General features: G+C 36.4%; 11 protein-coding genes. 4 read left to right on the top strand and 7 right to left on the bottom strand.

The genetic code is table 11. The annotated features are described in order from the left end of the window. Positions 1 to 16 precede the first annotated feature (16 nt). The 4 genes from KKC46_15370 to KKC46_15355 all read left to right on the top strand — a co-directional run bounded on the left by KKC46_15370 (position 17) and on the right by KKC46_15355 (position 3,975). Positions 17 to 2,734, top strand: coding sequence for a YdbH domain-containing protein (locus tag KKC46_15370; GenBank protein MBU1055181.1), 2,718 nt, complete (start codon positions 17 to 19; stop codon positions 2,732 to 2,734). Positions 2,735 to 2,830: 96 nt separating this feature from the next. Then, positions 2,831 to 3,016 carry a hypothetical protein gene (locus tag KKC46_15365; protein MBU1055180.1) on the top strand — a complete coding sequence of 62 codons (186 nt, stop codon included), beginning with the start codon at positions 2,831 to 2,833 and terminating at the stop codon, positions 3,014 to 3,016. A 37-nt stretch (positions 3,017 to 3,053) separates the two neighbouring features. Continuing rightward, the gene (locus KKC46_15360) at positions 3,054 to 3,440 is read left to right on the top strand and encodes a YdbL family protein (protein MBU1055179.1); all 387 of its coding nucleotides are present in this window, start codon (positions 3,054 to 3,056) and stop codon (positions 3,438 to 3,440) included. Between the two features lie 28 nt (positions 3,441 to 3,468). Further along, entirely contained in the window at positions 3,469 to 3,975 is a 507-nt protein-coding gene (locus tag KKC46_15355; protein ID MBU1055178.1) for a hypothetical protein, read from the top strand. 62 nt (positions 3,976 to 4,037) lie between these two features. Here KKC46_15355 and KKC46_15350 read toward each other — a convergent pair whose 3' ends face one another. The 7 genes from KKC46_15350 to KKC46_15320 form a co-directional block, all read right to left on the bottom strand. Further along, complete coding sequence (locus tag KKC46_15350) at positions 4,038 to 5,054, bottom strand: radical SAM protein (protein MBU1055177.1); 1,017 nt, start codon at positions 5,052 to 5,054, stop codon at positions 4,038 to 4,040. Then, positions 5,051 to 5,560: a cyclic nucleotide-binding domain-containing protein gene (locus KKC46_15345; GenBank protein ID MBU1055176.1), complete on the bottom strand. Its 510-nt coding sequence runs from the start codon at positions 5,558 to 5,560 to the stop codon at positions 5,051 to 5,053. The genes KKC46_15350 and KKC46_15345 overlap by 4 nt, the downstream gene beginning before the upstream one ends. A gap of 89 nt (positions 5,561 to 5,649) precedes the next feature. Next, positions 5,650 to 7,068, bottom strand: a complete 1,419-nt coding sequence (locus KKC46_15340) for an amidophosphoribosyltransferase (GenBank protein MBU1055175.1) — start codon at positions 7,066 to 7,068, stop codon at positions 5,650 to 5,652. A 51-nt stretch (positions 7,069 to 7,119) separates the two neighbouring features. Continuing rightward, positions 7,120 to 10,350, bottom strand: a complete 3,231-nt coding sequence (carB, locus tag KKC46_15335) for a carbamoyl-phosphate synthase large subunit (GenBank protein ID MBU1055174.1) — start codon at positions 10,348 to 10,350, stop codon at positions 7,120 to 7,122. Next, entirely contained in the window at positions 10,343 to 11,494 is a 1,152-nt protein-coding gene (gene carA / locus KKC46_15330) for a glutamine-hydrolyzing carbamoyl-phosphate synthase small subunit (GenBank protein ID MBU1055173.1), read from the bottom strand. Before carA ends, carB begins: the two co-directional genes overlap by 8 nt. A gap of 87 nt (positions 11,495 to 11,581) precedes the next feature. Next, positions 11,582 to 11,998, bottom strand: a complete 417-nt coding sequence (locus tag KKC46_15325) for a hypothetical protein (protein ID MBU1055172.1) — start codon at positions 11,996 to 11,998, stop codon at positions 11,582 to 11,584. A gap of 99 nt (positions 11,999 to 12,097) precedes the next feature. After that, the gene (locus tag KKC46_15320; GenBank protein MBU1055171.1) at positions 12,098 to 12,358 is read right to left on the bottom strand and encodes a type II toxin-antitoxin system Phd/YefM family antitoxin; all 261 of its coding nucleotides are present in this window, start codon (positions 12,356 to 12,358) and stop codon (positions 12,098 to 12,100) included. Positions 12,359 to 12,513: the final 155 nt, after the last annotated feature.

Here is a 12,513-nt window from a genome sequence, read left to right as displayed (position 1 = left end):
AGAAAGATCCATTATTATGCCCCGTTATCGTAAAACACTATATATCATACTCTGCTTGTTAATATTTTTTACAGGTTATATCTCAATAACTTATTTCTATAAATTTATCATAAACTATGTCGAGTCCAAATTACTTCCCGAAACGGCAAAAGAAATCGGAATTGATAACCTGCGTTTTAAAATTCAAAAGGCAGGCTTATTCGGGGCCGATATAGCCTATATATCTACAGATCGGGATAACATAGACTCACCATCAATTGATTCGGTTCATATTGAATATGATCCCATAGGACTTTATAAAAAAAATATTAAAAAAGTTATTATAAGCGGAGTCCGTATTGAATGCGAATTTAACAATGGAAAATTTAATATCCTCGGATTCGATTGGCAAAATTTTATCCGAACACTTCAATCAAAAAAAAATGCTCCAACAGAAAACATCAAATCCTTTCCTGTAGAAAGTATTGAATTACGCAATTCCACTATTACCACGCATTTGAAAAACCAAAACATAGATATTCCGATTGACTTAAAAATTGTTCCAAATGATATAAATAAAAGCATGATTGATTGTCTTCTTAACCTATATCCACGTGATACCCATATAAAGATAGCATCCAAAATCAATATAGATACAAATCAAGCAGAAATTTATTTTGGCGCAAAGCAAATTTCTTTCGAGCGTTTTTCTGATTTCTCAAGTCTTATTCCTGGTACAAGTATTTCAGGTTCTGCCGATATCGATGGAAAGATGCAAATAAATTTTTCTCCATTTAAGATATCTTTTTTGTCATGTTCCGCATCTGCTTACAACCTTTCTGCATTTTACAATAATATTAATCTGACAAATTCTATAGATGAAATAAGCGGTAAAAAGATACCTGTTATTTTTGATATCAGAAACAGTGGAGATAATAAATGGATTTTTTCAGCAACATCTTTTTTAGTTAATTCGCCTTTTCCGATGAATATATCAGGTATAAAAAGTAATATTGTTAAAAGTGAGGATATGGTTAATGCCAGTGGTAATTTTTATGCACTTGCCGGAGGGAAAACTCCTGTCCGAATTAAATCTGATTACTACCTGAGTTTATCAAATAAAGGAAAATGGAATTTTAAGATATCCGGTGCTTCCATAAAAGGCCGGAATACTTCTCAAACACCCATAAATATTAAAGGCCTTGATATTTTATCAAATAATTTAAATTTTGTTGTATCAGGAAAAGGAAACGATAAAAAAAATTATTTAAAATATTTAGCGTCAATTTCAGGACTTGGCGCATCTAATAAAAGACTTTCTTTAAAAACACCCAAGATATCTCTTAGCGGAAATGCAGATATAGTTAAATCTAATGTAAGAGGGTCTCTTAATATAAATTCCGACAATACCATAATAACAGCTGATTCGTTAAAAACCACCATTCCTGCGTTTTCAATATCCGGAAATTTCGAAAAGGATTTGAAAACGGATTTGCAGTGTAACGGGAAAATACAATTCAATGATGTAAATATCACAGATCAGAAACTACAAGTAAATATATCCGGTATCGGCGGAATATTGCCTTTTAAATGGCCTTTTGTGGATACAAATTCCGGGGGCACCGTTTTTGCTAAAACAATTTTGTGGAAAAATATAGATCTTGGTTCGTTTTCAGGATCAGTAAGACAAAATAATTCAGGCTTAATCTATAAAGGCCGTTATACGAGCATTCCTTTTAAAGGAATGAATCTTGATTTTTCAGGATATACGGATTTGCTTTCCTTAAATAATTTTGAAACTGAAATCAGTATTAACATGCAAAAATATAAACTGTCTTCAGGAAGTGATATCAACAGATTATTCCCACAGGCAAAAGGTTTTTTATTTGGAGGTAAAGCGCAATTAAACGGCAAATTAGGGTTTATAGAAAATAAGTTTACAGGATTTATTAAAGCAACCATTGAAGAAGGATTGTTTAACTACAAAGACAAGGGAATTCTTATTGAAGGAATTAAAATTAATCTTAATATGCCGAATCTGCCTTCCGTATCAAGTGCTCCTAAACAACAGCTTAATTTCGACAAAGCATCAATAGGATCGATTCAATTTTCAGAGGGCAAAATTGATTTTCAAATTGAATCGCCTGAATCCTTTTTTATTGAAAAGTGCCGTTTTAAATGGTGTGATGGATCTGTAAGCACTAATTCTTTAAGAATTTCGTCTCTGAATAATGATTTGAGCCTTACATTATTTTGTGACCGCATCAATCTTGCAAAGTTGATTGAACAATTTAGTGTTGCCAAAGCAGAAGGAGTTGGAGCTGTAAACGGCACCATACCGATAGAATTCAATGATGGTAAATTGATTTTTGCAGATGGTTTTCTTTATTCTACCCCAGGAGATGGCGGTATTATTCATCTTGCCGAAGCTAAGATTCTTGCTCAAAACCTGATTCCGGGTACTAATCAATTTGCACAAATAGAGCTTACGATAGAAGCGCTCAAAAATTATAAATACGATTGGGCTAAACTGAAATTTTCAAGTGCAAAAGAGAATCTTTTGTTAAATTTGCAGTTTGACGGAAAGCCGGTTAACACTTTGCCGTTTATTTATGATAAAAAAACAGGTGGTTTTGTGCGAGTTAAATCAGCAGGGGAAGGTTCAAATTTCCAGGGAATACGTCTTGATATAAACCTTACTATTCCTCTTGACAAAGTTTTATATTACAAGGATGCTATAAAGAAAAACCGATAAATCCCGGTAAAAAAATAAACAACGTTTCTCAACTTCTCACAACTCCATAAATATAGACCATTATATAAATAACCATTAACCTGTAAGGATATGCTTATGATAAAAAAAATCATGATTCTTTTTGGCGTATTATCTGTTTTTTCCATTCCGGCATGTTATACTCATCATGAAGTAGCTCTGGCGCCTGTTGAAATCAAACCTATACACATTGTGATTGATGTTAATATAAAAGTTGACAGGGCGCTTGATGACTTTTTCGGAGATATTGATAAAGCTAAATAATAAATCAATTATGTATCATATGAAGGAGATAAAACAAATGACAACCAACAAAAGTATAGGAATAACTGTTTTTGCTATGGTGATGATTTTTACCTGCTGTGTTTCGTTCGCTCTTGACGCAAAAGAGATAAAAGCAAGAATGCTCGAAAGGGTTCCCATTATCCAGACTATAAAATCAAAAGGAACAATAGGTGAAAATAATCTGGGATATCTTGAAATAATGCCGGAAAGCAAAGCAGGCGATAATGATAAGATTATTGTCAATGATGAAAACAGCGACAGAAAAGCAGTTTATACAGCTATAGCAAAACAACAGGGAACAGATATTTCCCTTGTCGGCAAACGCCGGGCATTGCAAATCTTCGAAAACGCAGAACCAGGTGAATGGCTGCAAGATGCAGCAGGAAAATGGTTTAAGAAGTAAAAGTAAATAAAGAGAAAAGGAGAAAAACATGAGTTATAAGAATATCCATCCCCAATATTTTTTAATGATAGCATTGGCGTTTTTTATTATAGCCTTGTTTCCTAATGCAGCACATTCAGGGCATACGGATATACTTCTTCTAAGCTGTATGGATTATCGCCTGGTGAATGAAACTGAAAGCTATATGACCGATCGCGGATTACGTGATAAATATGACCACGTCATTTTAGCCGGGGCCTCTTTAGGTGCAACAACGGACAAATACCCTGCCTGGAATCAGACATTTTGGGATCATCTTGATGTGGCGATTAAACTTCATAGTATAAAAAAAGTTGTAGTCCTGGATCATAGGGACTGTGGGGCATATAAGGTAATCTTAGGTGAAGATTTTTCAAAAGATCCTAAAAAAGAAAATTCAGTTCACACGGATAGGCTATTAGCTTTGGCAAAACAGATAAAAGCGAAATATCCAAACCTTGAAATAGAACTACTTCTAATGGATCTGTCCGGTAATGTCGAAACAATTTCTAATTAGGACAACTTGTATGAAATAATGCTTATTTAATTCAAAGTATAAACAGGCTTTTTTAAACGCCGTCAGCTTTTTCGAATTTCTTCTTTAAGAAGGCAACAGGCTATTTTGTACTCTGGGCTTCCGTCCGGGTTGTAGCTTAAATTGCCGGGTTGTATAAGTTTATTCATTACACAGCCTTCGGGAATAGACAGCTTAAAAAGGTCTGTTTCATTTATTTTGGCGGTTTGAACCAGCTCGTTACCGCTAAATTCCATACCATGGATAGGATAGTCCTCGCACAAAGGGCATCTATAGACTCTTTTGTTTGGGAAAATAAAATAATTATCAGCAACAAGTCCGGCACACTCAAATTTATCATCGGGTTCTAAAAAAACTTTGGGATAAGTTACAATAATGCCGTGCTCTGCAATTTTTTCAGCTATTATCGGTATGGTATCAACCCACTTTTCTCTTAATACCTGAGGGTTATTAACTCCTTCAACAGATGTGCCCTTTGCCGTTTTTCCTCTAATTCCTATAACCTGAATAAAAAACCTTCCGATTTTAAGATCAGATAACAATGGTTCCATTTTTGCGAGTTCATCAATATTGGCGCTGCTTACAGTATATATCAGGCTTGTATTGAATCCTTTAGAAACCGATGACTTTATTCCCGAAACACATTTATCATAAGAGCCCTTTCCTCTTATCTTGTCATTTGTCGTACTTGTTGCACCATCAAGGCTGAAGCTGATATAGTCAATATCTTTGGGCTCTATTTTTGACAAAAACTCATTAAACAGATAGCCGTTTGTATCAACAGTCACAGATTTATATCCGATTTTTATTGCATACTTTACAGCTTGGGATAAGTCAGGGTGCAGGGTGGGTTCACCACCTAAAAAAACAACGTTCGCTATTTTGCTCTTTGCAGCAAACGCATCAAGCCAGGCTTTTATTATGTCTATAGAAAGTGTGGTGTTTCCGTGTTGTTTTTTATTGATATAACAGTGCAGACAGTTAAGATTACAATTTGTAAGAATATGAAAAAAAATATTGGTAGAGTTTTTTGAAAATGATACAGTTTTTTTTTCTTTCATTGAGCTTTTCTTTTAAGGCTTTCTGTCTCCTTTTTGGCTTTTATAAGCTCTTCGTTTGTCAGGCGCAGCCTTATGGACATATATTCCGCAAAAATTCTGTATAACAACAAAAGAAAATCAAGCTGTTCATCTCTGTCGCCATCTTTTAGTTTTTTTTGCGCCGATGTATCAACCGCCAGACATACAGTTTTACCAAGGGCATAGACAGAAGCCGAGCGGCTAAGAGTGTCGATAATTCTCATCTCCCCGAAAATTTCACCTTTTTTATCAATTACTACAATATCAAAATTTTCTTTCGTTACTCTTACACTTCCGCTAAGAAGGAAATAAAGCCAGGTATCTTTTTCCCCTTCCATAATTATCAACTCACCATCTTCATAATCTCTGATCTTGCTAAGGCGTAAAAGCTTTGCAAGGCTTTGTATTTCAAAATGCTTTAGAGTTGGAATGTTCATCAGCTTTTGAATATTCTGCATATTATCCTGAAGATACTTCGACTCAATCATAACGCCTCCTGCATAATAAGATCATATAATATAATATATATATATAGAATTTTTTTAAATATAACATTTGGCTAATAACATGCAATAATTTATTTTTCAAGACAGTCTTTTGATAAATATTCATCGAATTCAACCGGATAACAACCGTCAAAGCAAGCTTTGCAAAAACTGTTTTCAGGGTTTTTAATTCCTGTTGATTGCAAAAGTCCATCTATGCTCAAATAGTAAAGAGAATCAAGACCAAGAATATCTTTAAGCTCAGCAACTGAATTGGTGGCGGCTATAAGTTCTCCACTTGTAGAAAAATCTATGCCATAATGACATGGAAATCGATGCGGCGGACCGCTAACACGCATATGCACCTTATTTACTCCAAGTGCGCGAAGCGATTTTACCCTGGTTTTAACGGTAGTTCCTCTTATTATAGAATCTTCAATAATTACTATATCCTTGCCTTTTAGAATCTCTTTTACAGGATTTAGTTTTACTCTTACTCCAAAATCACGCATACTTTGTGTGGGCTGTATAAAAGTTCTTCCGATATAATGGTTTCGTATCATTCCCATCTCAAACGGAATTTTTGATTCTTCCGAAAACCCTAAAGCAGCATAAGTTCCTGAATCCGGAAAAGGCATTACCAAATCGGCATTAGTGGGATATTCTTTGGCAAGACGGCGTCCATGGGCCTTTCTTATCTGATAAACATTTTTGCCGAATATAGTGCTGTCGGGTCTTGCAAAATATATAAATTCAAATATGCATAAAGACTTGTTCCTGCAATCTGTAGTTTTAATGCTTTTAAGCCCGTCCTTATTTATTATGACGATTTCGCCTGGTTCAAGTTCTCTTACAAACTCAGCTTCAATAAGGTCAAGCGCACAAGATTCAGATGAAAGAACATAGCTACCATTAACTTTACCTAAACACAAAGGACGAAAGCCATTGGGGTCTTTTATTCCTATTACATCGCCCTCATTTGTAAGTGCTATAAATGAAAATGCGCCTTTTAATCTTGAAACTGTTTCAACAAGAGCCTTCTCAAGTCCTAATTTGAGATTTTTTACAAGAAGATGGAGAAAAATCTCACTGTCTATTGTAGTTTGAAAAATAGAACCGTTTTCTTCAAGCTCATTTTTCAAAGCTAACGCATTGACAAGGTTTCCATTATGGGCAACAGCAAATGATTTTTTCTTATGAAAAACAACAAATGGCTGGGCATTTGAAAGGATGGAACTTCCTGTAGTAGAGTACCTGACATGGCCTATGGAATTAAATCCTTTAAGATGTTCAAAATGGTGAATATCAAATACTTCAGGTACTAGCCCCATACCCTTGTGGTCAAATATTTTATTGTCTCTTGCAACAGCAATGCCGGCGCTTTCCTGACCTCTGTGCTGAAGAGCATACAAACCGAAATATGTAAGTTTTGATGCTTCCGGATGGCCATAAATTCCAAATATTCCGCACGCCTCACGAGGTTTTTCGTCTAAATAAGAGTCATCTTCCATAGTATTTGAATCCGGGTTTTTTATCACTTAATTTAACATTCCTTGTAAATTTTAATCTTTATGATTGTAGTCTTGTAAAGCTTTAACTGATAGTTTTTTACCTTTTAGTTCTTCTATTCCTCTGCAAATAGCCAAGGCTCCCGGAATTGTCGTGATGCAAGGAACATTGTATTTAATAGCAGCACGGCGTATTTCATAACCATCGCGCATCGGTTCAGCTCCTGTTCCGGTATTTATGATAATATTAAGCTGCTTGTTTTTGATAGCATCAACTACATGAGGGCGTCCCATAGATACTTTATTAATAATTTCATTAGCTATTTTATGTTCGGAAAGATATTTGGAAGTTCCCTTTGTTGCAATGATATTAAACCCCATATCATAAAATTTTGAAGCAACGGGAATTACCGCTTTCTTGTCCGAATCCATCACGCTTATAAAGACATTGCCGGTTGCAGGTATATTCTGCCCTACTGCAAGCTGTGATTTGGCAAATGCAAGTCCGAATGAAGTATCTATTCCCATAACCTCACCTGTCGACTTCATTTCAGGCCCAAGAAGAGTATCAACATCAGGAAATCTGTTAAAAGGAAGCGCAACTTCCTTTATTGAAATATGTGTCGGTACTTTTTCGGAAGTTATGCCAAGATCGGAAAGGCTGCGCCCCAGCATAACTTTTGTGGCAAGTTTTGCAAATGGTATGCCTGTTGCCTTGCTGACAAACGGTATTGTTCTTGATGCTCTTGGATTTACTTCAAGAATATAGAGTTTGTCTCCTTTGATAGCATATTGCACGTTCATAAGGCCAATAACTTTTAGCTCGGATGCCATAGCTTTTGTGGCAGCAGTAATCTGATCAATAATAGACTGGTTGATACTGTGAGGTGGAAGAACGCATGCGGAATCACCCGAATGAACTCCGGCCGCCTCTATGTGTTCCATTATTCCGCAAATAATAGTTGATTTCCCGTCACAGATTGCATCAACATCAACCTCAACGGCTTCTTCCAGAAACTTGTCTATCAGCACAGGATGCATAGAAGATGCTTCAATGGCAATCCTTGTGAAATTTTCAAGATCCTTTCTGTTATACACTATTTTCATGGCTCTACCGCCAAGAACAAAAGATGGTCTTACAATTACGGGGTATCCGATAGATTCGGCTATCAGGGCGGCCTCTTGAATATTTAATGCAGTTCCGTTTTCAGGTTGAACCAGGCCAAGTTTTTTCAACATGACCGTAAATTGTTCCCTGTCTTCCGCTCTGTCTATGCTTTCCGGTTGAGTGCCAATGATTGGAACACCTGCATTAAAAAGAGATGTTGCAAGATTAAGAGGAGTTTGTCCGCCAAACTGCACTATAACTCCGAATGGTTTCTCGGTTTCAACTATATTTAAAACATCTTCTTTTGTCAGAGGTTCAAAATATAGCTTATCGGAAGTATCATAGTCGGTGCTGACCGTTTCCGGATTACTGTTTACCATAATGCTTTCAAGGCCTTCTTCACGAATACCAAATGATGCCTGAACACAGCAGTAATCAAATTCAATCCCCTGCCCTATTCTGTTCGGACCGCCACCAAGGATCATAATTTTTTTTCTATCCGATACTCTTGCTTCGTTTTCCTCTTCGTATGTAGAATAATAGTAAGGAGTCGCTGCCTTAAATTCGGCAGCGCAGGTGTCTACAAGTTTAAATACTGGCCTTATATTTAATTTTTCACGAAGAACTTTAACGGCGTCTTCTGTTGAACCTGTAAGATACGCAATTTGCACATCGGAAAATCCATAAGATTTTGCCATACGCAAAAGTTCTTCCGAAATATTTGATCCGGCATCTGCGATCTCGGCCTCAAGATCAACTATTTGTTTTATCTGGTATAAAAACCATGGATCAATATCTGTTAATTCAAATATTGACTGAACTGACATACCATTTAATAGTGCATACCGGATATAAAAAATTCTTTGAGAATTTGGGGTTGAAAGTTTTTTCTCAATTTCATTTATAGATATTTTATTTTCTTCTAAATCGCATAGATCTTTCCCATCCGCACCAAGACCGAATCTGCCGATTTCAAGTGATCTTAATCCTTTTTGCAAAGCTTCCTTAAACGTTCTTCCGATAGCCATAGTTTCGCCGATTGATTTCATGGCGGTAGTTAAATAATCTTTTGTTTCAGGAAATTTTTCAAAAGTAAATCTTGGTATTTTAACAACGCAATAATCAAGAGTAGGTTCAAAAGATGCAAGCGTTTCTCCTGTTATATCATTAGGTATTTCATCCAATGTGTATCCAACAGCAAGTTTTGCGGCAATTTTTGCTATGGGAAAACCGGTTGCTTTTGATGCAAGAGCTGAACTGCGTGAAACACGGGGATTCATCTCAACTACAATCATATCTCCGTTTTTCGGGTTTACAGCAAACTGCACATTAGACCCGCCGGTATCAACACCTATTTCTCTCATGATTGCAATAGATGCATTTCGCATCTTCTGATATTCAACATCGGTTAAAGTTTGGGCGGGAGCAACCGTAATGCTGTCTCCTGTATGTATTCCCATTGGATCCATATTTTCAATCGAACAGATAATGACAACATTGTCATTTTTGTCACGCATTACTTCAAGTTCATATTCTTTCCATCCCAAAACGGATTCTTCAAGCATTACTTGCCCGATTAAGCTTGCATCAAACCCTGATTTTGCTATTAACTCAAGATCTTCAAAATTATATGCTACACCTCCTCCTGTGCCTCCTAAAGTAAAACTTGGCCTCACAATAACCGGAAACCCTATTTTATCCACAATTTCTATTGCCATTTCCATGTTTGTGGCAATTCCGCTTTCCGGTATCCTAAGCCCTATTCTATTCATGGCTTGGCGAAACAGGTCTCTGTCTTCTGCTTTATTTATGGACTCGACAGATGCACCGATCATCTCAACTTGAAACTTGTCCAAAACACCCATTTTTGCTGTTGCAATAGCTGTGTTAAGACCGGTTTGTCCGCCAAGTGTGGGTAATAGTGCATCAGGGCGTTCTTTTTCTATTATCATGGCAAGTATTTCAGGAGTGACCGGCTCAATATATGTCCTGTGGGCCATATCCGGATCGGTCATAATTGTAGCCGGATTACTGTTTACCAGTACAACTTCATATCCGTCTTCTTTCAAGGCTTTACAGGCTTGAGTTCCTGAATAGTCGAATTCGCAGGCCTGACTGATTATTATAGGACCTGCGCCAATAATAAGGATTTTCTTTATATCTGTGCGTTTAGGCATTTTCAATTAACTTTATAAAATCATTAAAGAGATAACGGGAATCGTGAGGACCCGGAGATGCCTCCGGATGATACTGAACGGCATAAAGAGGAAGTTTTCTATGCTTAAAACCTTCCAGGGTATTATCATTAAGATTTATATGGGTTGGTTCTATATCTTTTGAATTTAAGCTTTTTATATCCACAACAAAACCATGATTCTGTGAAGTTATTTCCACTTTGCCGGTTATTAGATTTTTAACAGGCTGATTGGCTCCCCTGTGCCCGAATTTTAATTTGTATGTTTTTCCTCCAAGAGCAAGCCCTAAAAGCTGATGCCCCAGACAAATGCCGAATATCGGCCTGTATTCCAGAAGTGACCTGATTGTATCTATTGCATACGATACAGGTTCAGGATCTCCCGGACCATTTGAAAGAAAAATTCCATCAGGAGAAATCGCCTTAACGACCTTAGCATCAGTTGAAGCAGGCACAACCAATACTTCAAAACCTGCATTTTCAAGACATCTTAAAATATTGTATTTTATTCCAAAATCAAAAGCCAATACACAATATTTCTTGTTCTTTTTCCATATAGATTTATCTAATTTTGTGGTTTCCACATTTAAGGGATAAATTTTTCCTTCAGACCAGAAATAAGGTTTATTAGTTGCAACTCTTTTAACAAGATCTAGTCCAACCATGCTTGGTATGCTTTTAGCCTTTTTTACAAGAGAAGACGGATCAGTATCAAACGTTGAAACATAAGCTCTCATAGCTCCGGTGTCTCTGATATGTCTTGTAACGGCTCTGGTATCAACATCTTCAATTCCAAGGATGTTTTCATGAATAAGATAATCCCTTAAAGATCCTGTAGATCTGAAATTGCTTGGAATATCCTGATATTCCTTAACTACAAATGCCGACACCTGTATTTTGGCAGACTCAATATCTTCATGATTCACACCATAATTTCCTATCAGAGGATATGTCATAGTAACCATCTGGCCGCTATATGAAGGATCTGTAATTACTTCCTGGTATCCGGTCATGCTGGTATTAAACACAATCTCTCCAAAGGCCTCACCTTCTCCTGTAAAACTTCTACAGGCAAAGGTTCTTCCGTCTTCAAGAGCAAGCAGCGCTTTTTTTTGGTATTCTTTCATATTATTATCAAACAAGATTTTAAGGGTTGAACGGTTTTATGAAAAACTTGGCATTTTCTATCACGTATAATTATTAAATCAAGACTTTCATTTAATGATATTTATAATTTCATCAAGTATCGGGGGTTTTAAAATCCTCCATTTAGGTTTGATTGCCATACCGTCATGCCATATGAATTCAACAGCCTCAAAGGTTTCAGGTATAATATGTTCGTTTTTTTCTCCATAATATTTTACCGGATAATATTCAATCCAGAGCATACGGTGATAATCTATTTTAAAATCATATGTCACCATTGTAGCGATATGACCTGCACAGCTTCTAACCGACATTTTGCTTTCAGGGACATCCGATACAATAATGATGATCGGGTGTAAAAGCAAAACCCCTTTTTTTGCCCCTTTTTTCAGGTCATATATGCGAAGCCAACACTTTCCGCTTGCAAGATTCAGCTTGCCGCCCCAACCCTTCCATGAATATATTTTATCATGTGTAAGCATCATATCTGATTTTAAACTGGCTCCAAATATTGTTTTTAGTGTTTTTAACAATATAATTATGCATTATGTATTGGTCAACCATCTGAGGTCTATCCTGTATTTTTAAAATCCAAGGTCTTTTATCAGGTCTCCCCAGGGAATTGGCTCATCAGGTTCATTGATTTCATTTTTATCTTTGTTTGCGTCTTTAATATCAATTTGCTCCTTAATTTCCTGAAGCAGTTTATGTTCTTTCATCGAAACAAGAGCAGCTATAGGCTCACCTCTTTTTGTAAGAACAAAAGACTCATCATTACATGCTACGCGGTTAATAATATCAGAAAATTGTTTTCTGGCATCAGCAATTGTTATTTTATTAAACATATAAATATCCTCCAGAGCCAGTTTCAAAACGCCCCATTTTGGCCGATCTCTGCGTTGGGCTCAAATTTCAATCCTCGAAATACTAAATGTATTCCTGTGGTTGAAATTTTCTCCCGCCTTGAGCTTGACCAAACTGAAACGTTTTGAAAGTGGCT

The organism is Pseudomonadota bacterium, assembly GCA_018817425.1.
Taxonomy (GTDB): Bacteria; Desulfobacterota; Desulfobacteria; order Desulfobacterales; family RPRI01; genus RPRI01.
The sequence above is the reverse complement of the archived record's forward strand: the minus strand, read 5'-3'. Positions and strand labels throughout refer to the sequence as shown.

Bases quoted from the DNA above. Each gene is read 5' to 3' on its own strand.
- KKC46_15370 (MBU1055181.1), top strand. From the start codon at position 17: ATGCCCCGTTATCGTAAAACACTATATATCATACTCTGCTTGTTAATA.
- KKC46_15365 (MBU1055180.1), top strand. From the start codon at position 2,831: ATGATAAAAAAAATCATGATTCTTTTTGGCGTATTATCTGTTTTTTCC.
- KKC46_15360 (MBU1055179.1), top strand. From the start codon at position 3,054: ATGACAACCAACAAAAGTATAGGAATAACTGTTTTTGCTATGGTGATG.
- KKC46_15355 (MBU1055178.1), top strand. From the start codon at position 3,469: ATGAGTTATAAGAATATCCATCCCCAATATTTTTTAATGATAGCATTG.
- KKC46_15350 (MBU1055177.1), bottom strand. From the start codon at position 5,054: ATGAAAGAAAAAAAAACTGTATCATTTTCAAAAAACTCTACCAATATT.
- KKC46_15345 (MBU1055176.1), bottom strand. From the start codon at position 5,560: ATGATTGAGTCGAAGTATCTTCAGGATAATATGCAGAATATTCAAAAG.
- KKC46_15340 (MBU1055175.1), bottom strand. From the start codon at position 7,068: ATGGAAGATGACTCTTATTTAGACGAAAAACCTCGTGAGGCGTGCGGA.
- carB (MBU1055174.1), bottom strand. From the start codon at position 10,350: ATGCCTAAACGCACAGATATAAAGAAAATCCTTATTATTGGCGCAGGT.
- carA (MBU1055173.1), bottom strand. From the start codon at position 11,494: ATGAAAGAATACCAAAAAAAAGCGCTGCTTGCTCTTGAAGACGGAAGA.
- KKC46_15325 (MBU1055172.1), bottom strand. From the start codon at position 11,998: ATGATGCTTACACATGATAAAATATATTCATGGAAGGGTTGGGGCGGC.
- KKC46_15320 (MBU1055171.1), bottom strand. From the start codon at position 12,358: ATGTTTAATAAAATAACAATTGCTGATGCCAGAAAACAATTTTCTGAT.